The sequence below is a fragment of the Nitrospinota bacterium genome (assembly GCA_016235255.1).
Classification (GTDB): Bacteria; Nitrospinota_A; UBA7883; order UBA7883; family JACRLM01; genus JACRLM01.
Genome location: JACRLM010000031.1, coordinates 16,580 through 37,336 on the forward strand (window position 1 = coordinate 16,580; position 20,757 = coordinate 37,336).

At 58.8% G+C, this 20,757-nt stretch carries 20 protein-coding genes and 1 other RNA gene; 16 read left to right on the forward strand and 5 right to left on the reverse strand.

Features of this window, described 5'->3' with window-relative positions:
* Nucleotides 1-180 precede the first annotated feature (180 nt).
* From nifH to draG, 8 genes are all read left to right on the forward strand, one after another.
* A complete protein-coding gene (gene nifH, locus HZB29_03505; protein MBI5814657.1) occupies nucleotides 181-1,053 on the forward strand; it encodes a nitrogenase iron protein in 873 nt (290 codons plus the stop codon).
* Between the two features lie 39 nt (nucleotides 1,054-1,092).
* Nucleotides 1,093-2,538 carry a nitrogenase molybdenum-iron protein alpha chain gene (gene nifD / locus HZB29_03510; GenBank protein ID MBI5814658.1) on the forward strand — a complete coding sequence of 482 codons (1,446 nt, stop codon included), beginning with the start codon at nucleotides 1,093-1,095 and terminating at the stop codon, nucleotides 2,536-2,538.
* A gap of 10 nt (nucleotides 2,539-2,548) precedes the next feature.
* On the forward strand, nucleotides 2,549-4,078 hold the full coding sequence (nifK, locus tag HZB29_03515; GenBank protein MBI5814659.1) for a nitrogenase molybdenum-iron protein subunit beta: 1,530 nt from the start codon (nucleotides 2,549-2,551) through the stop codon (nucleotides 4,076-4,078).
* A 2-nt stretch (nucleotides 4,079-4,080) separates the two neighbouring features.
* Entirely contained in the window at nucleotides 4,081-5,433 is a 1,353-nt protein-coding gene (gene nifE, locus HZB29_03520; protein MBI5814660.1) for a nitrogenase iron-molybdenum cofactor biosynthesis protein NifE, read from the forward strand.
* Nucleotides 5,430-6,710: a nitrogenase iron-molybdenum cofactor biosynthesis protein NifN gene (gene nifN, locus HZB29_03525; GenBank protein MBI5814661.1), complete on the forward strand. Its 1,281-nt coding sequence runs from the start codon at nucleotides 5,430-5,432 to the stop codon at nucleotides 6,708-6,710. Before nifE ends, nifN begins: the two co-directional genes overlap by 4 nt.
* Before the next feature lie 64 nt (nucleotides 6,711-6,774).
* Nucleotides 6,775-7,185, forward strand: a complete 411-nt coding sequence (gene nifX, locus HZB29_03530) for a nitrogen fixation protein NifX (protein MBI5814662.1) — start codon at nucleotides 6,775-6,777, stop codon at nucleotides 7,183-7,185.
* Between the two features lie 21 nt (nucleotides 7,186-7,206).
* The gene (gene fdxB, locus HZB29_03535) at nucleotides 7,207-7,491 is read left to right on the forward strand and encodes a ferredoxin III, nif-specific (protein MBI5814663.1); all 285 of its coding nucleotides are present in this window, start codon (nucleotides 7,207-7,209) and stop codon (nucleotides 7,489-7,491) included.
* Nucleotides 7,492-7,494: 3 nt separating this feature from the next.
* Nucleotides 7,495-8,406 (forward strand): ADP-ribosyl-[dinitrogen reductase] hydrolase, encoded by a 912-nt coding sequence (gene draG / locus HZB29_03540; GenBank protein MBI5814664.1) that lies wholly within the window; start codon nucleotides 7,495-7,497, stop codon nucleotides 8,404-8,406.
* Here draG and HZB29_03545 read toward each other — a convergent pair.
* Entirely contained in the window at nucleotides 8,376-9,173 is a 798-nt protein-coding gene (locus HZB29_03545) for an NAD(+)--dinitrogen-reductase ADP-D-ribosyltransferase (GenBank protein ID MBI5814665.1), read from the reverse strand. The two genes, draG and HZB29_03545, sit on opposite strands and share 31 nt — an antisense overlap.
* 167 nt (nucleotides 9,174-9,340) lie before the next feature.
* Between HZB29_03545 and nifB the strand changes: the two genes are divergently transcribed.
* Genes nifB through HZB29_03570 form a run of 5 tightly spaced genes read left to right on the forward strand, consistent with a single transcriptional unit; the run spans nucleotide 9,341 to nucleotide 13,238 of the window.
* A complete protein-coding gene (gene nifB / locus HZB29_03550) occupies nucleotides 9,341-10,753 on the forward strand; it encodes a nitrogenase cofactor biosynthesis protein NifB (protein MBI5814666.1) in 1,413 nt (470 codons plus the stop codon).
* Nucleotides 10,750-10,950: a putative nitrogen fixation protein NifT gene (gene nifT / locus HZB29_03555; protein MBI5814667.1), complete on the forward strand. Its 201-nt coding sequence runs from the start codon at nucleotides 10,750-10,752 to the stop codon at nucleotides 10,948-10,950. The genes nifB and nifT overlap by 4 nt, the downstream gene beginning before the upstream one ends.
* Before the next feature lie 2 nt (nucleotides 10,951-10,952).
* Nucleotides 10,953-12,065 (forward strand): homocitrate synthase, encoded by a 1,113-nt coding sequence (gene nifV / locus HZB29_03560; protein ID MBI5814668.1) that lies wholly within the window; start codon nucleotides 10,953-10,955, stop codon nucleotides 12,063-12,065.
* A gap of 14 nt (nucleotides 12,066-12,079) precedes the next feature.
* The gene (locus HZB29_03565) at nucleotides 12,080-12,892 is read left to right on the forward strand and encodes a HesA/MoeB/ThiF family protein (GenBank protein MBI5814669.1); all 813 of its coding nucleotides are present in this window, start codon (nucleotides 12,080-12,082) and stop codon (nucleotides 12,890-12,892) included.
* Nucleotides 12,879-13,238, forward strand: a complete 360-nt coding sequence (locus HZB29_03570) for a hypothetical protein (protein MBI5814670.1) — start codon at nucleotides 12,879-12,881, stop codon at nucleotides 13,236-13,238. Before HZB29_03565 ends, HZB29_03570 begins: the two co-directional genes overlap by 14 nt.
* Nucleotides 13,239-13,293: 55 nt before the next feature.
* Here HZB29_03570 and ssrA read toward each other — a convergent pair.
* Nucleotides 13,294-13,655: a transfer-messenger RNA gene (ssrA, locus tag HZB29_03575) on the reverse strand.
* 88 nt (nucleotides 13,656-13,743) lie between these two features.
* Here ssrA and HZB29_03580 point away from each other — a divergent pair.
* Nucleotides 13,744-14,319, forward strand: coding sequence for a redoxin family protein (locus HZB29_03580; GenBank protein ID MBI5814671.1), 576 nt, complete (start codon nucleotides 13,744-13,746; stop codon nucleotides 14,317-14,319).
* 9 nt (nucleotides 14,320-14,328) lie between these two features.
* Here the strand turns inward: HZB29_03580 and HZB29_03585 are convergent, their stop codons facing one another.
* The 3 genes from HZB29_03585 to HZB29_03595 all read right to left on the reverse strand — a co-directional run bounded on the left by HZB29_03585 (nucleotide 14,329) and on the right by HZB29_03595 (nucleotide 16,137).
* Entirely contained in the window at nucleotides 14,329-14,625 is a 297-nt protein-coding gene (locus HZB29_03585) for a HigA family addiction module antidote protein (protein MBI5814672.1), read from the reverse strand.
* 14 nt (nucleotides 14,626-14,639) lie between these two features.
* Nucleotides 14,640-14,930 carry a type II toxin-antitoxin system RelE/ParE family toxin gene (locus HZB29_03590; protein ID MBI5814673.1) on the reverse strand — a complete coding sequence of 97 codons (291 nt, stop codon included), beginning with the start codon at nucleotides 14,928-14,930 and terminating at the stop codon, nucleotides 14,640-14,642.
* Nucleotides 14,931-15,096: 166 nt separating this feature from the next.
* Nucleotides 15,097-16,137, reverse strand: a complete 1,041-nt coding sequence (locus HZB29_03595) for a phosphoribosylformylglycinamidine cyclo-ligase (protein ID MBI5814674.1) — start codon at nucleotides 16,135-16,137, stop codon at nucleotides 15,097-15,099.
* A 181-nt stretch (nucleotides 16,138-16,318) separates the two neighbouring features.
* Here HZB29_03595 and HZB29_03600 point away from each other — a divergent pair, with 181 nt between their 5' ends.
* Both HZB29_03600 and glnE read left to right on the forward strand, forming a co-directional pair.
* Complete coding sequence (locus HZB29_03600; protein ID MBI5814675.1) at nucleotides 16,319-17,722, forward strand: sigma-54-dependent Fis family transcriptional regulator; 1,404 nt, start codon at nucleotides 16,319-16,321, stop codon at nucleotides 17,720-17,722.
* A 64-nt stretch (nucleotides 17,723-17,786) separates the two neighbouring features.
* On the forward strand, nucleotides 17,787-20,675 hold the full coding sequence (glnE, locus tag HZB29_03605; protein ID MBI5814676.1) for a bifunctional [glutamate--ammonia ligase]-adenylyl-L-tyrosine phosphorylase/[glutamate--ammonia-ligase] adenylyltransferase: 2,889 nt from the start codon (nucleotides 17,787-17,789) through the stop codon (nucleotides 20,673-20,675).
* Nucleotides 20,676-20,757: the final 82 nt, after the last annotated feature.

Sequence of the window (20,757 nt, forward strand, 5' to 3'; positions counted from 1 at the left end):
CATCAACAGGCTTCATCTCGGCCGATTCTTTTGCAATTCAACTGATTGCGCGGAGCAGGCGCGATCTGGAATAGCGTGTGGCATGGGGAATGCTCTACCGATGGCCATGCGATGATCTGTTGCGCGTGGTTTGGCGCAAGACGTCGTGTGAATACAAATATGTTAGGGAGCCAGACGACAATGAGACAGTGCGCCACTTACGGAAAAGGGGGAATCGGCAAGTCCACCACCACGCAGAACATGGTGGCGGCCCTGGCCGAGATGGGAAAGAAAGTAATGATCGTCGGGTGCGACCCGAAGGCTGATTCCACGCGCCTTATCCTCCACTCCAAGGCGCAGTCCACTGTCATGGAACTTGCCGCCAAGGCCGGTTCGGTGGAGGACCTGGAGCTGGAGGACGTGATGATGGAAGGTTACGGCGGTGTGCGCTGCGCGGAAGCGGGCGGGCCGGAGCCGGGAGTGGGCTGCGCCGGACGGGGCGTTATCACCGCAATAAACTTCCTTGAAGAGGAAGGCGCATACACCGACGACCTGGACTTCATTTTCTACGACGTGCTCGGCGACGTGGTGTGCGGCGGGTTCGCCATGCCGATCCGGGAGAACAAGGCGCAGGAAATTTACATAGTCGTCTCCGGCGAGATGATGGCCATGTACGCCGCAAACAACATCGCGAAGGGAATTTTGAAATACGCAAGTTCCGGGGGCGTTCGCCTGGGCGGGCTTATCTGCAACAGCCGCAACACCGACCGGGAGGACGACCTGATAGTCGCCCTGGCCGGCAAGCTTGGCAGCCAGATGATCCATTTCCTGCCACGCGACAACATAGTCCAAAGGGCGGAGCTTCGCAGGATGACGGTGATCGAATACGACCCGAAGTGCAAAATGGCCGACGAGTACCGCGAGCTGGCGAGGAAAGTGGTGGAGAACAAAAAGCTGGTGGTCCCGACGCCCATCACAATGGACGAACTCGAAGATTTGCTGATGACCTTCGGCATAATGCAGGAAGAGGACACATCCATCATCGGCAAGACCGCCGCCGAGACCGCGGCCTGATCCGGCGGTGAACGAACAATCTAAAACGGAGTGAAAGATATGTCAGAAGCGCTCACCCGCGAGTCCGGCCAGAAGTTGATAACGGAAGTCCTCGCCGCATATCCGGAGGAAGCCCGCGCCGACCGCGAGAAGCATCTATACGTCAACGACCAGAGCATGGAATCCACCGGCTCCTGCGTCACCGCCAACCGAAAGTCCCTGCCGGGGGTCATGACCATCCGTGGATGCGCCTACGCCGGGGCGAAAGGTGTGGTGTGGGGGCCGGTGAAGGACATGGTGCACATATCCCACGGCCCTGTCGGGTGCGGCCAGTACAGCTGGGGCACACGGCGCAACTACGCCTCCGGCACGTACGGGATAGACAATTTCGTGGTCTTCCAGATCACAAGCGACTTTCAGGAAAAGGACATTGTCTTCGGCGGCGACAAGAAGCTGGAGCAGATGATGCGGGAGATCGTGGAGATGTTTCCGCTGGCCAAAGGCATTTCGATAATGAGCGAATGCCCCGTGGGGCTCATCGGCGACGACATCGAGGCGGTGGCCAAGAAAATGAGCGCGGAACTTGCCATGCCCATCGTGCCGGTGCGTTGCGAGGGTTTCCGCGGGGTCTCCCAGTCGCTGGGGCACCATATCGCCAACGACTCGGTGCGCGACCACATCCTTGGAAAGGCCGAGCCGGACACGACCACCGACTATGACGTCACCCTGCTTGGGGACTACAACATCGGCGGGGACGCGTGGGCCAGCAGGCTGATCTTAGAGGAGATGGGGCTTCGCGTGATCGGCCAGTGGAGCGGGGACGCCTCTCTAAACGAGATGATGACCGTGCACAGGAGCAAGCTCAACCTGCTCCACTGCTACCGCTCGATGAACTACATCTGCCGGGCAATGGAGGAAAAGTACGGCATTCCGTGGCTGGAATACAACTTCTTCGGGCCGACCAAGATGGAGGAGTCCATCCGCAGGATCGCCTCCCGGTTCGACGCGAAGATACAGGAAAACGCGGAGAAGGTGATCGCCCGGCGCCGGCCGATGATGGACGCGGTGATAGCCAGGTACCGCCCCAGGCTGGAGGGGAAAAAGGTGATGCTGTACGTCGGCGGACTGCGCCCGCGCCATGTGATCGGGGCATATGAGGACCTGGGCATGGAGGTTATCGGGGCCGGTTACGAATTCGGCCATAACGACGATTACGACAGGACGATCAAGGAGGCCAAGAACGCCACCCTGATATACGACGACGTGACGAATTTCGAGTTTGAAAAGTTCGTGGACAGATTGCGGCCCGACCTTGTGGGCTCCGGCATCAAGGAGAAGTACACATTCCAGAAAATGGGGGTGCCTTTCCGCCAGATGCATTCGTGGGACTATTCGGGCCCATATCACGGATACGCCGGGTTCGGGGTGTTCGCGCGGGACATGGACATGGCGGTGAACGCGCCGGCCTACAAGATGATAACGCCCCCCTGGAAGGGCAAGGCTTAGGAGAAGTGACATGACTGATAAACTGAAAGTGCAGGATCACAACGAGCTTTTCCATCTGGAAGAGTACCAGGTGTCCCGCGAAAAGAAAAAGGAGTTCGAGAAAGGCGCATCGCCGGAAAAGCTGGCGGAGACGAAGGCGTACACATGCTCGGACGAGTACCTTAAGAAGAACTTCGGCCGCAAGGCGCTCACCATCAATCCGGCGAAGGCCTGCCAGCCGCTGGGGGCGCTCCTGGCCGCCGTGGGATTCGACGGATGCATGCCCTACGTCCACGGATCGCAGGGGTGCGCGGCCTATTTCCGCTCCCACTTCATCCGGCATTTCAAGGAGCCGTTCGCGGCCGTGTCCGACTCCATGACGGAGGACTCGGCGGTGTTCGGCGGGCAGAAGAACATAATCGCCGGGCTGAAGAACGCCTACGGGCTTTACAAGCCGAAGATCATGGCGGTGTCCACCACCTGCATGGCGGAAGTCATCGGCGACGACCTGAACGCGTTCATCAAGAACGCGCGCAAGGAAGGGGCCGTGCCAGACGATCTTCCGATTCCCTTCGCCCACACCCCGTCGTTCGTTGGCAGCCATGTCACCGGCTACGACAACATGATGCGCGGGATACTTTTCAATCTGTCGCAAAACGTCAAAGTGGCGGAGACGGACAACGGGAAGATAAACATCATCCCGGGATTCGACGGATTCACGGTGGGCAACATCCGGGAGATACGCCGGATGCTGGACATGATGGGGGTGGACCACATCGTTCTCGGCGACAACAGCGATGCGCTGGACACTCCGCAGACCGGCGAATACCACATGTACAACGGCGGCACCAGCATCGAGCAAGTGGCGCAGGCGCGAAACGCGAAAGCTACTTTCGCGCTGCTGCCAGACAGCGCGGACAAGTCCATCGCAGGGCTGGTCAAGGACGACTGGGGGCAGATATTCGAATCATCCACCGCCCCCCTCGGCCTCGCCGGGACGGACAAGTGGCTGATGAAAGTGTCCGAAATCGCTGGCAAGCCGATACCCAAGGCGCTTGAGGACGAACGCGGCAGGGCGCTGGACGCCATGACCGATTCCGGCTATTACCTGCACGGCAAGCGGTTCGCGATTTACGGCGATCCTTCATATGTGGAGGCCCTTGTGGACTTCTATATGGAGATGGGCGCCGAACCGGCCCACATAGTGGTGACCAACGGATCAAAACGCTGGGGCAGGGCTCTCCAGAAAAAGCTGGATGAGACGGAATTCGGCCGCAACGCCAAGGTCCATCACGGAGCCGACCTGTGGCACCTTCGGTCCTTGATGATATCCGAGCCGGTGGACTTCCTGGTTGGGAGCACCCACGGGAAAATCCTGGCGCGGGAGATGAAAGTTCCGTTGATACGGCTTTCGTTCCCTATTTTCGACAGGCACCACCTGCACAGGTACGCCACCTTCGGATACCAGGGGATTATCAATCTTCTGCTATGGACGGTGAACACACTGCTCGACGACGTGGACAACAAGGCCGGGGATTTCAACCTTGATTTCGTGAGGTAGAAGTGAACCTTTCCACGCTGCGGGAACTTTACAAGGAGCCCGCATGCTCGCACAACGCCGCGAAGAAGGACGCCGCCTGCCCCCGCCCCACACCGGGGAAGGCGGCGGGCGGATGCTCCTTCGACGGGGCGCAGATAACCCTTGTCCCCATAACGGACGCCGCGCACATCGTCCACGGCCCGGCTGGCTGCGTCGGTAACACGTGGAACAACCGGGGTGCGCTCTCAAGCGGCCCACGGATGAACCGCATGGCGTTCACTTCGGACATTTCCAACAACGACGTGGTGTTTGGCGGGGAAAAAAAGCTTTACAAGGCCGTGCGGGAAATAATCGCAAAGTACAGCCCCCCCGCTGTGTTCGTTTACCAGACATGTGTCACCTCCATGATCGGTGATGATGTGAACGCGCTATGCAAGGCGGTGAGGGAAAAGACCGGAACGCCAGTGATCCCGGTGGACGCGCCCGGCTTCACAGGCACAAAGAATTTCGGCAACAGGCTGGCGGGAGACGCGCTATTGCGCCATGTGATCGGGACGGCCGAGCCTGCCACGCCACATCCATATAACGTGAACCTGATCGGCGAATTTAACATCGCAGGGGAGCTTTGGGGGATATTGCCCCTGCTCGACAGGCTGGACATACGGTTGATCTGCTCCCTTTCTGGAGACGCCCGGTTTGGCGATATCGCCAAGATGCACCGGGCGGACGTGAACATGATGGTCTGCTCCAGAGCGTTGCTGAACGTGGCGCGCAGGATGAAAGAAAAGTATGGAATACCATACTTCGAAGGATCGTTCTATGGCGCCTCCAACACCGGCGCCGCATTGATGAAAATAGCGCGGATCATTGGAAATAAAGCGCTCGTAAGCAAGGCGGAGGCGCTGGTGAACGAAGAAACGCAAAGGATCGCGCCGGAGCTGAAATCGTTGAAAGAACGGCTGGCCGGCAAAAAGGCGCTCCTATACACCGGCGGGGTGAAAAGCTGGTCCATCGTGGGGGCGTTGCAGGAACTGGGGATGAAGGTGATTGCAACCGGCACGAAAAAGTCCACGGAAGAGGACAAGGCCAGGATAAAGGAACTGATGGGGGACGAGACGGTGATGATAAGCGAAGGGGCGCCACGCAAGCTGTTGCAGGTGTTCCATGAAAGCGGGGCGGACGTGATGCTGGCCGGCGGGAGGAACCAGTACACAGCGCTCAAGGCGCGCATCCCTTTCGTGGACGTCAACCAGGAGCGCCACACGCCATACACCGGTTACGACGGCCACGTCCGATTCGGCGAGGCTGTGGCCGGGGCTATAGAGTCCCCCGCGTTAGCCATTGCCCGGCGGCCATGCCCGTTTGGAGAAATATGATGAAACACTATTCGGCCAATCCCATAAAGCTGTCGCAGCCGGCCGGGGCGGCCCTTGCCTTCATGGGGGTGAAAGGGTGCGTGCCGCTGTGGCACGGATCGCAGGGTTGCACGGCGTTCGCCAAAATACTATTCATCCAGCATTTCCGGGAGCCGATGCCGTTCCAGACAACGGCGCTCACCCACACCACCGTTGTGATGGGGGGTGACACGAACGCGGCGGAGGCCATGGACAACGTGCGATCAGGCGCGAAGATAATCGGGCTGCTCACAACCGGCGTGACGGAGACTTCCGGGGCCGATGTGGCGCGGATCGCAAAAGCGGCCGTCGCGGACAATCCGGGCGTCCCGGTGGTGGCGGTGAGCGTTCCGGATTTTGAGGGATCGCTCCAGACCGGCTACGTGAAAGCGTGCAAAGCCATGCTCGACATCTTGGCCAGACCGCGCATCGCGCCCCGGCGCAAGCAGGTGGCGGTGTTCGCCGGGCCATACGTCACGCCGGGCGAAGTTGAAACAATAAGGGACGTGATAGAGGACTTCGGATTGCGCCCCGTGATTTTTCCCGACCTTGGCGCAAGCCTTGGTGGCTATCTTGCGGAAGATGAATACTCGCCCGCCACAATCGGCGGGACGCTGGTGGACGAGATAGAAACTCTCGCCGACTCCGCCATGGTGATGTCCGTTGGAAACTCCATGAACGCCATGGCAAAGGAATTTTCGTGCACACACGGCATCGAGCATTTTCATTTTGACAGCCTCGCCACGCTCGATGAGATGGACGGATTTTTGTCCGCGCTCTCTAGCCGGTTTAAAGCAACCGTCCCCGGCCGTTACATAAAGCAACGCCGGCGCTTTCTGGACACGGCCTTGGACACGCAGTTTTATCTTAACGGTAAAAAGGCCGCAGTGGCGGGCGATCCGGAGTTCGTCACACGATGGGCGGAGCCGCTTACGGCGATGGGAATGAAAGTCACCGCCGTCGCCACGCCGGGGCATGGCGATTGGCCGGTGGGGGACCTGGAGGATTTGCGCGGCATGATCGAGAGTGATCCGGTGGACATCCTGATCGGGAACAGCCACGTGGCGGAACTGGCCGGTGAACTGGGCCTGCCAGCCATCAGAAGCGGCATCCCGGTGAGCGACAGGATCGGGGAACCGCAGACCGTGCGACTGGGCTACAACGGCGCTTCGGCGCTGCTTATGGAACTGGCCAACGCGTTCATGGGCGGAGCGCGCCACGCAGAGCCGTATATATCAACGTTGCGCGCGGGAGTGTGACGGCGGGAGATTTCAAATGAAGCTGATATCCAAAATAACCGTGGAAAGCAAAAAGGAAGGCGCTTTGCGTGTGGCCTTCGCCACCACCGACGGGCAAGAGGTCAACGACCATTTCGGATGGGCGAAAATGTTCGTCCTTTACGACGTGTCCAGGGAAGGCGTCACAAAGGCCGGCAAAGTGACGTTCTCCGGCGAAGGGCTAAGCGAGAATGGCAACGATGACAAGCTGACCGGTAAGATCGAGGCGCTTGCCGGGTGCCACATTATCTGCTGCGAGGCGATAGGGGGCGTTGCGGCGGCTCGGCTGACCAACAGAAGGATGCATCCTATGGTGGTCCGGGACGAGAGTTCCATCACGGCCATACTCAATACGCTCAAAGGCACATTGAACGGGACCCCGCCTCCATGGATAAGGAAGATCACCGGCGCCGGGGATCCGGGGCGGTTTGACAGGTTCGAGGAAGACGATGATTGAAATCATTCGGGAGGTTTTGAAATGAGCGCGGGAGTGTCATACAGGAAAAACGGCGAGCCGTACGCGGCAAGCTATATCGCGTCCATAGACCCGGAGGAGTGCATCGGGTGCGGGCGGTGCTACAAGGTGTGCGGCCAGGGAGTGTTCAACCTGGCGGAACGCTCGTCGCTGGGTCTTGAGGACGACGACTATGAGGACGAGGGGGCCATGGTGATGACTGTGGCCAACGACGGGCTTTGCATAGGCTGCCTTGCCTGCTCGCGCGTCTGCACGAAAAACTGCCATTCTTTCGAGCGGGCGGCGTAGGCCATGGTCCCGGCGGCCGTCCGGGAAAGGGCGCTGGCCTCATACTTAGGATTGGCCATCGGGGACGCGCTTGGCGCCACGACGGAGTTTATGACGCCCCAGGAAATCCGTTCGGCGTACGGCGTCCACAACGAGCTTAGGGGTGGAGGGTGGCTGCATATTAAGCCGGGCCGCGTCACGGACGACACGCAGATGGCGATGGCCCTTGGCGATTCGATCATCGAAAAGGGAAAAGTTGAGCCAAAGGCCGCCGCCGATGCTTTCATAGGGTGGATGCGCTCCAAACCGCCGGACATCGGGGGTACTGTGCGAAGGGGGCTGCAGCGCTATATCGTCAACGGGACGACCGAGGCGGAGCCTTCGGAACAGGCGGCCGGCAACGGCGCCGCGATGCGGAACCTTCCCGTGGCGCTCGCCGCGCTAAACGATGATGAATTGTTCCGCGACTGGAGCATGGCGCAGGCGCATGTCACCCATAACAACCGCCTTTCCGACGGCGGGACCGTGCTCCTTTGCGATATGGCCCGGCAGGCTGTCGTAAACGGCCAGACCGCGCCTCTGCACTCAATCGCCAGGATGTGGATCGCGCTATATCCGGAGTTCGAATACAAGAAATTCAAGACCTCCGATTCGGACGGTTATATCGTCCATACGGCGAGGGTCGTCCTGAACTTCTTCTTCAACACTCTCGACTTCGAGTCTTGCCTGACCGGCGTGGTGAACATCGGGGGGGATGCGGACACAAACGCGGCCCTGGCCGGACAGATCGCCGGTGCATTCTATGGGCTGGACTCTATTCCTTCAAGGTGGTTAAAAAAACTCGATCCGGCGGTGAGGGATCGGATCGAAAAACAGGTGGACGGTCTTTTGGAGATAAGCGCCCGTCAAAGCATGTCCACCACTTCGGATATATAGTCCCCGCCGATGACGATGTGTTCGCTCTCGGCGCCCGGGATTTTGCCGGGAAGCAACTCCGGGAAGCATAAGATTTTTTCGAAAGGCGCCTCTATTTTAAGGATGGTGTCGCCGAATTCGCTGGCCCGCTCAAGGCTCGATGTGTAGCTGACCAGGCTGTTATTGCGCACCACCCAAAGTTTCTTCTCGCGTTTTTCGACTATCTGGCTCTCCCTTTTCATGTCGTTGGCGCCGCGGTACAGGGTTATTTTTCCCTCCTCGTCGCCGAACCGGTGTAGCCAGTATTGGGCGAATTCGTACAAAAGGTCGAACTGGGCGAATATGGAATTGTTGTGGAAACGCGGAGTCATCCTTTCCGAAAGATAGTTCCAGTACGCCTTGCAGTTTATGTTCGGGATGCTCTCCCTGTGGAACAGCGGCATGAGCCCGAACCGGGACTCCACCCATCCCTTCATCACCGCCCCATCCGGCCTGTTGGAATCGAAAATCCATCCGCGAAGCAATCGAAGGTAGTTGGCGCGGTATATCCTTTTGGCCTCAGGCTCCCTATCTTCCTGGTCCAGCCCGAACATCACCCGCATATGTTCCATGAAGACCGCAGCGGTCTCCTCCCTGTCAAACCTGTCCAGGGCTTCGAAAAGCGGTTGGTTCATTTCCAGCACGCCGTTTATCCGCACCGGGGAGGGGGAAATGTTGAACGCGGGTGAGGCGAACGAAACCGTGGGCAGGCCTATCAGGTTCGTGCGTAAAAGATGCGCATGCGGCATGTGGGTTACATTACAAATTGTATGTTTGGTGACACTGACACAAGTTTCCAGAGCGCAAAATCAGTCCAAAATCGAGCCAAATCATCATATTCCAGCCCACCGCCGGCCAATGGCGCCCCCTTTGCTTCACTGGCTGGTTATATTCCGTTTTCCGGAGAATCAATGTCGTGAGCGAGTGTAAGACATTATACGGAGCCGGGCCAGATGAAATAACGGCGCGCCATCCGTGCTACTCGGCGTCCGCCCATCATCTGTTCGCCAGGATGCACCTGGCCGTGGCTCCTGCATGCAACATCCAGTGCAACTATTGCAACCGCAAATACGATTGCGCCAGCGAAAGCAGGCCGGGCGTCGTTTCCGAACGTCTGTCCCCCGATGAGGCGCTGACGAAAGTTTATCATGTGGCCGCGAAAGTAAAAGAGCTTTCCGTGATAGGCATTGCGGGCCCGGGGGACGCTTTGGCGGCGCCTGAACGCACGTTCAAAACACTGCGCCTTATAAAGGAGCATTTCCCCGATCTGACGCTGTGCCTTTCCACCAACGGCATGGCGCTCCCGGAGCATGCGCAGGAGCTTTACGAGCTTGGCGTGAGGCATATAACGGTGACGGTGAACACTTTCGATCCGGCCACCGCGAACAGAATTTACGCCTGGGCGCTTGTGGACGGACATAAAGCCACGGGCGTAGAGGCTATGGAATACTTTCTCGCCCGCCAGCGGGATGGGATCCGGATGATGGCCGATCTTGGAGCGCTGGTGAAGGTGAACTCCATTTTGATCCCTGGGATCAACGCACATGAGCTTCCATCGCTTTCCAGAAAGCTAAAGCTCATGGGCGCCCACATGCATAACATCATGCCGCTGATTTCCGACCCTGCCCATGGGACGGCGTTCGGCCTTGCCCATATGGCGGAGCCGTCTGCCGCGGAACTGGAAAATGCGAGGGAAGCATGCGGGGATATACAGCAGATGGCCCATTGCAGGCAATGCCGGGCCGACGCGGTGGGCAAGCTTTCGGAGGACAGGTTCGCGGATTTTTCAAAAGCGCGGTTTGCCGGCGTCTCATGCGCCATCCCCGCGGATAACGGAGCCGCCGGCAGGGAGAAATGGCGCGAGCATGCCGCGAGGTTTATCTCCACCCGTGGCGGAGGGGATAAAGTAGCGAATTGTGAAAAGCGCGGCGGTTCGTATCTTGTCGCCGCCCTTTCCAAGAGTATGGGGCTTGTGAACCAGCATTTCGGCCACGCCAAAGAGTTCTATATATACAGAGTCGCGGATGGGCAGGCCCGGCTTGTGAATGTGCGCAAAGTGAAGCGAAGCTTTTGCGATGGCCCGATGACGTGCGGGGATGAATCGGCGGCCCTTGATGACATTATCGGGACAATACAGGATTGCGACGCGGTTGTGTGCCTGAAGGTTGGTTACGGGCCGCACAAGGCGTTGACAGCGGCGGGGATCGCGCCCGTGACGGACATGCCATACATGCAGATGGAACACGCGGCGGCGGCGGCGGCGGAGCGTCTGGACTCAATGAATATCGCGCCGGAATTGCCCCTTGAAAAGAAAGGATCGGCGCCATGAAAGTGACAATAAGATCACAGGACGGGGCGCTGACGGTCTATATCGCCAAGAAGGACCTGGAGGCGCGCGTAGTGGCCACCGATCCGGCGCACGTTTTCGGGGGAACGCTTGAGCTCACCGGCGGGATGAAGATTTATGTGGAGCCGTTAAGCGATATCCCCAAACTTCCCTTGACCGTAGAAGCAAGGAGACTTTGATCATGATCCGGATCGTTGACACGACACTTCGCGACGGCGAACAGTCGCCCGGCGTGGCCTTCTCCATGAAGGAGAAAATCACCATCGCCAGGATGCTCGACGAGGCGGGAGTGCGGTTTATCGAGGCTGGAACGCCGGCCATGGGTCATGGAGAACTGGCCGCGCTGCGTGAAATAAGCAAAATGGGGCTGGCCTCACAAATAATCATGTGGAACCGCGCCGTTGAAAAAGACATCGAAACCTCGCTTGAATGCGGCGCCAAAAACATACACATATCCCTGCCGGTGTCCGATTTCATGATCGGCCGCAAGCTGGGCCGGAGCCGGAGCTTTGTGATAACGAGGCTTGGCAAGACCGTGGAGTTGGCCATGAAAGGCGGGGCGGTTGTTTCCATTGGCGCAGAGGACGCCACAAGGGCTGATTGGGAGTTCCTGGTCGAGTATGCGCAGGCCGCCCGCGATTTGGGCGCGGCGCGGCTAAGATATTGCGACACTGTGGGCGTTATGGACCCGTTCACCATACATGAAAAGGTTGAAGCGCTGGCGGCCCGGGCCGGTATCGAAATTGAGATGCACACCCACAACGATTTTGGCTTGGCCACCGCCAACGCCATCGCAGGCGTGAAAGGCGGGGCGGCATACGTGGACACCACGATAACCGGAATCGGCGAGCGCGCCGGCAACGCTCCCCTGGAAGAAGTTGTGATGGCGCTGCAAATAGTGATGGGCATGGAGACCGGGGTGGACACCACACACCTGAAGAACTTGGCCGAATTCACCGCAAAGGCGGCGGGCAGGGCGTTGCCGCGCTCGAAAACCATCGTTGGCGAGGAGGTCTTCACCCACGAATCCGGGATTCACGCCGACGGGGTGATCAAAGACCCGGGGATATACGAGCCTTTCGACCCTGCCCTGGTTGGAGCCAAACGAAGGATAGTGATCGGAAAACATTCCGGCCCCCGGATGGTAAAAAGGCGGCTTGCCGAACTTGGATTCACGTTTGGCGGGAACACGGGACGGGAAGTTGTGGAAAAAATCAGGGCCGCCGCGAACATGCGAAAAGGAGGGATTCCGGACGCGGAGTTGCTGCGGATGGCCCGGGGCGCGATGAATTAGCCGGGAGTGAAAGCATGAACGAACGAGAGGCTGAAAGATTCAAGCGCCAGATGATACATGACGGATTCACTGCGCGTCATCAGGAGAACCTGCGCAACTCCACCGTTTTGCTGGCGGGGATCGGCGGGCTTGGCGGGGCGATAGCCTATGCGCTGGCCGGGGCCGGGATCGGCCGGTTGATACTGGCCCATTCCGGGCCGCTTACCGAATCAAACCTCAACCGGCAGACGCTGATGAATGAGAGCGCCGTCGGGAAATCCCGCGCGCAGACGGCCGCCGCCCGGCTGCGGGAGTATTCATCGTTCGTGCATGTGGAAGCGCACGATGTCCCCATAACGGAAGAGACGTTGAATTCTCTGGCGGGCGGGGTGGACCTGATAATAGACGCCCGCCACAACTTTCCGGAAAGGCGCGCGCTCAACCGTGTTTCCGTTGAAAGCGGAATCCCCCTGCTTTTCGCGGCGATGGACGGGCTTTCCGCCCAGATGGCGCTTTTCATTCCCGGCCAAAGCGGATGCCTTACCTGCCTTTATCCCGATGATCCTCCGGACTGGGATCCGTTCGGCTTCCCGGTCTTCGGCGCGGTCTCCCATGCCATTGGGGCGATGGCGGGAATGGAGGCGGTCAAATATCTATCAGGATACGGATCGCCGTGCGGAAAACTTGTGGTGATGGATTTAATTGATTATTCGATCCGGCGGTTCGCTTTGCGGCCGATTGCGGACTGCGGAATATGCGGAGGGAAAGCGGCCGGGAATGACCGCCGGAATACGTTCATACACATTATCAATGAAGCAAGGAGCCGCGAATATTATGAAGGAGCTTAGCGCCGAATCGTTCGATATTAAAGGGGACACATACATACTCACATGCAAAGCGGCGGTGGATGAAGGTGTTGTGCAAGGCATTGTATCTTCGAAAGCGGGAAAGGAAATAAGCAGGATAAAGTACACGGTCACGGAAGGGCTGATGAAGAAATGGGAAATCAGCCGGGACGAGGCCGTCCGGTTCATCCTCCGGTTCGCCAAGTTCCACACGCAGACAAGGCTGGCCAGGTGCGACCTTGCCAAGCTGGACGAATATGTGTTCGACGTGGATTTCGCCGCAACAAAACCGGAAGCTGTGGCCGAGAAAGTGGAAAGTGAATGGAGGGCCCTGTTCAATAAGGCGTAATCCTTTCAGGAGGGCTTTAGCCTGGCGGCTTAACCGCCAGATTATTAAGTGATTTTGGTGGAGGCGAGGGGAGTCGAACCCCTGTCCGAAAATCCGGACCTTAAGGTTTCTACGCGCGTAGTCTTCGTTTCTTTTTCTCGCCAGGTTGTTTGCCCGAAGACGGGCGCAACCTAAGCCAGCGAACCTTTATTTCGCCAATGGGCCGGATCGCGGCTCCCATCGGCTATTCCACCGGTATTGCGCCCTTGTCCGCTAGGCGGAAGCTCGCGGCAAGGACGGCTGTGCCTTAATTAAGCGGCGACAGCGTAGTTATAATCGTTGGCGATTATAAGTGTGTCACTTGAATTTACGTGGTTGATGACTCCCACGGCGCGCGGCCTTAATTCTCGGCATTCCCGTCGAAACCGGAACGCCCCCGCACATTAATAATATATCACAACTGCATGGCGAGCATCTAATCGGTTATAATGAAAAGTAGAAGAAAATTGGTGGAATGGTTAAACTCATGGAATTCAAAGGCTTTTCGATGCGGTGGGTAACGGGCGGCGTTACGGCGGTTATTGCGATTGCGTTTGTCCTGAACTTTTCGGCCTCTCCGGCGGCTAGCGGCCCGGCAAAACAAACCAAAAAAGAAGAAGCGGCCGTTCCCGCTCCGCCGTTCTCGCTTATGTCGCTTGGCGGCAAACCGGTGACATTGAAAAGCCAGCGGGGCAAATGGGTGTTCGTCAACTTCTGGGCCAAATGGTGCGGCCCGTGCGTGGCGGAAATGCCGATGATCGAAAACCTTGCAAAAAAGATGAAAGGCCGCCCCTTCGAGATACTTGCCATCAATGTGGACGACGAGGAGCCAGACGCGATAAAAACGTTCATGAGCCGCAAAGGACTCACCTTCACCGTGCTACTCGACAGGAACGGGACTGCGTCGGAATCATACGGGATCAACGCCCTGCCGATGACTTTTCTAGTGAATCCGTCCGGGGAAGTGGTAGCCAAGGCCCTGGGGCCGCGTGAGTGGGACAGCCCGGAGATGCTCGATTATCTGACCGGACTTATGAAAGACGGGGGGATGGAGAAGAGCTGACGGCGCTTCCTACGAAGCTTTAGCGACGTACCTTGCAACCTTGACGCTCTTTTCCCTGCCGCGCGCCTCGGTGATATCATAGGCTGTCTGCATCCGCACCAGCGTGTCCATTTTCAACCCGAACGCCTTCTCGAACCGCATCGCCATTTCAGGAGACAAAGACGCCCGCCCGTTAAGAAGCGTGGAAAGGGCCGGACGGCTCACGCCCAGCGCCAGCGCCGCCTTGGTGACAGACAAACCCAGTGGCTCGATCACCTCCATTTTCAAGAACCTGCCGGGATGCGCCGGCTGTGCCATTCGAATCATCGTTACACTATCCTTTAATGATAATCCTCGTAATCAAGATCAATTATTTCTTTTCCGCCTGGATCGATACCGAATGTTATCCGCCAGTTTCTGGTGACGGCAAGGCTCCATATGCCCCTGCGATCGCCGGACAGCTTGCGGGCTTTCCATCCGGGAATGGCGCCAAGTTCGTTTGCGTCTCCCATCTCCTGAAGAAAGGAAACGATGTTGCGGATTTTCTCCGCGCTCGTTGAGGGGATTCCAGATGAGTCGTTTTGCTCGATGAACCGCCGCAATCCCTTGTGGACAACGTTTCTTATCTTCATCAGGATCAAGGGTAACAGCGCTTGTGTAGCCCGTCAAGCTACGATTTACAGTTGTTGATGAGCGGCAAAATAAGCCTTGAAGTCAGGACGACCCGGCCATATAAAGCTCAAGAAGAAACGAAGTCTGCGCCAATAATTTCTTAATGTTTACTTATATCTTTTTTTACTACCCCAGCCTCGTCTCGCCCTTCCCCTTCACGATCTCTCCCAACCGAATCACTTCCTCGCCGCCGTTTTTCAAATCCCCAATCAGCGCGTCGGCTCCGGCGCTGTCTATCACTATCACAAGCCCAACGCCCATGTTCATGGCGCGGTACATGTCCGCGTCCGGCACGCCGCCGCCTTGCTGGATCATCTTGAATATCGCCGGGACTTCCCACGATGAAAGTTTTATCGCCGCGTCCACGTTGTCCGGCAGTATCCTCGGCACGTTGTCCATCAATCCACCGCCGGTGATATGGGCGATCCCCTTCACCTTATGTTTGGCCAGCAATGGCGCAATCAGTTTCGAATAGTTGCGATGCGGCGCCAGCAGCGCCTCCCCCACCGTGGTTCCAAGTTCGCTCCGGAACGTGTCCACCGTAAATCCCAGCTTGCCGAATAGCGCCTTGCGGGCCAGCGTGTATCCGTTGGTATGCAACCCGCTGGATTTCAGGCCCAGGATCGTGTCCCCGTCTTTTATATCCTTCCCGGTGATGATTCCGGATTTTTCCACCACCCCGGTGATAAGCCCAACCAGGTCGTATTCCCCTTTTGCGTATGTGCCGGGCAACTCCGCCGTTTCACCCCCCACGAGCGCCGCGCCATTGTCCACGCAGGCTGTCACCATACCTTTCACCAGCATGTCCACCTGGGCCGGGTCCAGCTTCTCCACGGCGATATAGTCCAGAAAGGTCATCGGTCTGGCGCCCTGGCAAAGGATGTCGTTGCAGCAATGGTTGACAAGGTCTATCCCCACCGTGTCAAACCGGTTCATCATCCCGGCCACCATGAGCTTGGTGCCGACCCCGTCCACGCTTTGCACCAGCACCGGCTCCTTGTAATCGCGGGCCACTTGCGTAAGGTCGAACAGCGACCCGAAGGATCCCAGGCCCGTGAGGACCATTTTGTTATGGGTGGCGCGGACCCCTTCTTTTATGCGGCGCAGGCTTTCCATGCCGGCGTCTATGTCCACTCCGGCGGTCTTGTACGTTATCGAATCATCCATCGGGCAAATCCAGGGTTAAACTATAAGGTGAATAATGTTAACGTATCCGCATCGGCGAAGGCTATTTGATTTTATTTTTGGTTGCCGGTCACATTTGTCAGGCTGAGCTGTCGAAGCCTGCATGGTCGTCTGTCATGGTTCGGCAAGCTCACCATGACAATTTGTAGCATAATAGTTGACGATGAACAGAATACTGGTTGTGGACGACGAGCCTTCATTAAGGTTCGTGCTGGCCAAGGGGCTCACCCGAAAGGGGCACGCGGTGGACGAGGCCTCCTGCGTGGCGGAGGCGGTGGAACTTTTGAACGAGTTCTCCTACCTTTGCGTGTTCATGGACATCGTATTGCCGGACGGCAGCGGCCTTGAGCTGCTCGACAGCGTCCGCAAGCGGCCAAACGCCCCGGCCGTGGTGGTGATGACGGCGGAGGCCACCATGAAGAACGCCATAGAGGCGATGCAGAAAGGCGCCTTCGATTACATCACAAAACCGTTCGACCTGAACGACGTGGAGGCGCTGGTGGCGCGAGTCGCCGGATACCGCGCCACATCGGTGAAACTGGCCGCTGAAAGGACGCCCGAGCCGGAGAGCGCCCATCCGGACGAGATAATCGGCCGCGCCCCGGCCATGCAGGAGGTGTTCAAGCTTATCGGCCGCGCCGCGGATTCAGGCGCCACGATCCTTATCACCGGCCCCACGGGAGCGGGCAAGGAGCTTGTGGCCAGGGCGTTGCACCAGAATTCATCGCGCGCAAAGGGGCCCTTTGTCACGGTAAACTGCGCCGCGATCCCGCACGACCTGCTGGAATCGGAGATGTTCGGCCATGTGAAAGGGGCGTTCACCGGAGCCACGGAAGACAAAAAAGGAAAGTTTTTCGCCGCCAACGGCGGCTCTATCCTGCTCGACGAGGTGGGGGACATGCCCGCGCCGCTCCAGGCGAAGATGCTCCGGGTGCTGCAGGACAAGGAGTTCTACCCTGTCGGCTCCACCCGCCCCGTGCGGGTGGACACGCGTGTTATCGCCTCCACCAACCGGGACCTGGCGGCCGACGTGGCCGAGGGGAAATTCCGGGAAGACCTGTATCACCGGCTCAACGTGGTCCATATCAAGCTGCCGTCATTGAAAGAGCGCAAGGAGGACATACCGGCGCTGGCCAGAAGCTTCCTGGGCAGGCTGGCGAAGGCGGCCGGGAGCGCCCCGAAAATAGCCTCGCCGGAGGCGATGGCGGCTCTGGCCGCCTACGACTGGCCGGGAAACGTGCGGGAACTGGAAAACGTCGTGCGCCGCGCGGCGCTCATGTCGCCGGGAGAGGCTATCACGCCGGAAAGCCTGCCGGTGGAGATCGCCGGGGCGGCAAGCCGCGTCCGCCCTGAATCCGGGCTGGAGGAAGCGGTGCGGGGGATGATGGAAAGGGCCGCCGAGGGGGAGATATACGAAACGGTGATAAGCGCCGTGGAACGCACGTTGATAAACGGGGCGCTGGCCCGGGCAGGAGGGGTGCAGGCGCACGCCGCGCGGATACTTGGGATCAACCGCAACACCATAATGAAAAAAATCGGCGAGCTGGGCATAAAGCCGGGGGAGTGACCGTCGGCTCGCGCCATTTGCCGGCCCAATCCGTCATATATCCCATCACAGCAATTTCAGGACCATGAAACCGGAAGAGTACGCCCAAAACACCGCAGACCCCGAAGCGGCTTTGGCCGGCCTTAATTGCCTGGCCCAGTCGCTGCCAGGCATCGGCGTTAGGCCGGAGATGGCCCCGCTTGCCAGCCTGTTCGCAGGCAGCCAGGCCATTTCGGAATGGCTTCTGGCAAGGCCGGAGGACGCCGAATGGCTCGCCGCCGATGAAAAACTGTTCTCTTCCCGGTCCAAGGAAAGCATGGAAGAGGAGATGGCATCGCTCCTTTCGTCCGGCGCATCTCCCATGGCCGCTCTCAGGATTTTCAAGCGCAGGGAGCTTTCGCGCATCGCCGCCAGGGAGCTTTCCGGTTTGGCGGGGCTGGAAGAAACGCTGACTGAATGGTCCAACGTGGCGGACGTGGCGATAGACTCTGCCGCAAGAATCGCCATGGCGGCGGCGGTGGAAAAGCATGGCCGGCCTGTTTACACCCCGTTTGAAGAGACGGAAGAGAAGAACGCCGGATTCGCCGTGCTGGCCATGGGCAAGCTTGGAGGCGGGGAGCTTAACATCTCCTCGGACATAGACATAGTCTTCGTCCATTCATCCGACAACGGTTCCACCACAGGCCGGGAGGATGGCGCGGGCAAGATCACCTTGCACCAGTTTTTCGTGGGGACCGCCAGACAGACCGCCAGGCTTCTGTCCGAACCGACGGAGGACGGATACGTTTTCCGGGTGGACATGGACCTGCGGCCGGAAGGGAAAAAGGGGGAGATATCAAACTCCATCGGCGCCATGGAAATCTATTATGAGTCCTGGGGCCAGCAGTGGGAACGGCAGGCGTTGATAAAGGCGCGCTTTTGCGGCGGATCGGCGGAAGTTGGCGAAGAGACGCTGGCGAGGCTCAAGCCGTTCATGTACAGGAAATATCTGGACCAGCGCGCCATAGACGAGATCGCCGCGATGAAGGGGAAGATAGACCAGTCCCAGGCGGTGAAAAAAGGGGTGAAGGGGGCGGAGCGGAATATAAAGCTTGGCCAGGGGGGGATACGGGAGATCGAGTTCGCCGCCCAGTCCATCCAACTTTTGTACGGCGCCAGGTATCCGGAGCTTCAGACCCGCTCGACGATCAAGGCGCTGGACATAAGCCACGCACTGGGCCTTCTGTCCGCGCCGCACCACAGGGATTTGCGGGAGGCCTACATCTTCATGCGAAAGCTGGAAAACAGGATTCAGTATCACCAGCTTCTCCAGACCCACTCACTGCCGGAAAATGAAAAGCGTCTGGCGGCGCTGGGAAGGCTGATGGGCTTTGCGTCCAACAACCCGGCCGCCGAACTTCTGGACGAGACGCAGAAACGCCGGAAAAGGGTCCATGAAGTATTCGCCCTGTTTTTCGAAGGGGGAGGCAGGAAAGAGACGGACTCGTTCCCCGCGCCGCTGGACGACGAGGCGGCCACGGCCCAGTGGCTGGACTCCATCAAGTTCGACCAGCCGGAGCAGTCCGCCCGCAGCCTTAACATCCTGCGCAACGGGAAACCTTTCACCCATCCCTCGGAACGCAGCCGCATGACGTTTGATTCCTTCGGCCCGGCCATAGTGAACGAGGCGCTGGCCACCCCCTGGCCCGACCATGTGATTTTCGGATTCGAGCGGTTCGTGGAATCCAAAGGGGCGGCAAGGGACATGCTCTACTCGCTGCTGGATGACAACCGGGGAATCATAAAACTTCTGGCGGCGGTCTTCTCCTCGTCCGAACATCTGACCTCCGTGCTCATCCGCCAGCCAGACCTGCTCGACAGGATGATCGCCGCCGACACCATGGACCTTCCAGCCGACAGGTTCAGGTACCAGGCGGAGTTTTCCGACGCCGCCCAAAGAGGTTGCGACGCCGATGAAAAAATGGCGCGGATGAACATGTTCAGGTCCGCCGAGTCGCTTCGGCTCGGGCTTCGCAGGCTGCTTGGGCTTTCGGACAGGTTCGAGGTGATGGACGGGCTTTCCACGCTGGCGGAGGAATTCTTGAAAGGCGCGCTTTCTATAGCTATGGAAAGTAAAAGCCAAAGCGGCCTTCGCTGGGTGATCATCGCGGCGGGCAAGCTTGGCCGCAGGGAGATGAACTATGGGTCGGACATTGATCTTCTGGCATTCTGCGACGGGGACGAGGGGGACAAGGAGCGCTTCACCGCCTCCGTCCGCAAGCTTATAAAACTTGCAAGCGCGCCAACACCATACGGGGCGGGATATACAATAGACATGCGGCTGCGCCCATACGGGGAGAAAGGGGAGATCGCCCCGCTTTTGAGCACCATGCGGGACTATTACGGCGGCAAGGCGGACGCGTGGGAACGAATCGCGCTGGTGGGCGCCGCGCCTGTCGCCGGAGAACCGGGATTCACCGCCGATGCGATGGAAATAATCCGGGGATTCATCACGCAGCCCCCCCTGTCCCGCGCGGAGGTGGAAAAGTTCGCCGCCATCCGGGAGCGCATCGCCGACGAGAAGGTAAAGCACGGCAATGTGGACATTAAATTCGGACGCGGCGGGCTTGTGGAAATAGAATTCATCTGCCAGTGGCTGCGTATCGAAAATCCGCCGGCCAAAGGCCAGGGCTGGGGGGACGGGCCGTTCACGATATCCACCCTGGCGCTGGCGCGGAAGGGAAAGTGGCTGGAGCCGAAGAGCGCCGCCGCGCTTGAAAAGGCGTACAACGTTTTCCGCGCCGTGGAAGACGCCATGCGGATGGACAGGGAACGGGCCGTTAGCGCCGTCCCGTCCAATCCGGCGCAGTTAAAGCGTGTGGCTCGCATGGCCAACCTCCCCGGCACCGGCCCCGAACGGTTCGTCGAGTTTGTGAAGGAAACAATGGCCGCCGTGCGCAAAATATATATGGAGTTTGCCGCAAGCCGGATGTGACGCGCCGGGAGATCGTCAGAATTTTACGGATGAGTGTTGAACAATCCGCGCCAAACAGCCAAAATAAGACGTTTTATGGCCG

What these genes read in the sequence shown, in the direction of transcription:
- HZB29_03545 (MBI5814665.1), bottom strand. Translation starts at nt 9,173, where the DNA reads ATGCCGCATGCGCATCTTTTACGCACGAACCTGATAGGCCTGCCCACG.
- HZB29_03590 (MBI5814673.1), bottom strand. Translation starts at nt 14,930, where the DNA reads ATGAAGATAAGAAACGTTGTCCACAAGGGATTGCGGCGGTTCATCGAG.
- HZB29_03565 (MBI5814669.1), top strand. Translation starts at nt 12,080, where the DNA reads ATGAACGAACGAGAGGCTGAAAGATTCAAGCGCCAGATGATACATGAC.
- nifV (MBI5814668.1), top strand. Translation starts at nt 10,953, where the DNA reads ATGATCCGGATCGTTGACACGACACTTCGCGACGGCGAACAGTCGCCC.
- HZB29_03600 (MBI5814675.1), top strand. Translation starts at nt 16,319, where the DNA reads ATGAACAGAATACTGGTTGTGGACGACGAGCCTTCATTAAGGTTCGTG.
- HZB29_03580 (MBI5814671.1), top strand. Translation starts at nt 13,744, where the DNA reads ATGGAATTCAAAGGCTTTTCGATGCGGTGGGTAACGGGCGGCGTTACG.
- fdxB (MBI5814663.1), top strand. Translation starts at nt 7,207, where the DNA reads ATGAGCGCGGGAGTGTCATACAGGAAAAACGGCGAGCCGTACGCGGCA.
- HZB29_03570 (MBI5814670.1), top strand. Translation starts at nt 12,879, where the DNA reads ATGAAGGAGCTTAGCGCCGAATCGTTCGATATTAAAGGGGACACATAC.
- nifN (MBI5814661.1), top strand. Translation starts at nt 5,430, where the DNA reads ATGATGAAACACTATTCGGCCAATCCCATAAAGCTGTCGCAGCCGGCC.
- HZB29_03585 (MBI5814672.1), bottom strand. Translation starts at nt 14,625, where the DNA reads ATGATTCGAATGGCACAGCCGGCGCATCCCGGCAGGTTCTTGAAAATG.
- nifD (MBI5814658.1), top strand. Translation starts at nt 1,093, where the DNA reads ATGTCAGAAGCGCTCACCCGCGAGTCCGGCCAGAAGTTGATAACGGAA.
- nifH (MBI5814657.1), top strand. Translation starts at nt 181, where the DNA reads ATGAGACAGTGCGCCACTTACGGAAAAGGGGGAATCGGCAAGTCCACC.
- nifK (MBI5814659.1), top strand. Translation starts at nt 2,549, where the DNA reads ATGACTGATAAACTGAAAGTGCAGGATCACAACGAGCTTTTCCATCTG.
- draG (MBI5814664.1), top strand. Translation starts at nt 7,495, where the DNA reads ATGGTCCCGGCGGCCGTCCGGGAAAGGGCGCTGGCCTCATACTTAGGA.
- glnE (MBI5814676.1), top strand. Translation starts at nt 17,787, where the DNA reads ATGAAACCGGAAGAGTACGCCCAAAACACCGCAGACCCCGAAGCGGCT.
- nifT (MBI5814667.1), top strand. Translation starts at nt 10,750, where the DNA reads ATGAAAGTGACAATAAGATCACAGGACGGGGCGCTGACGGTCTATATC.
- HZB29_03595 (MBI5814674.1), bottom strand. Translation starts at nt 16,137, where the DNA reads ATGGATGATTCGATAACGTACAAGACCGCCGGAGTGGACATAGACGCC.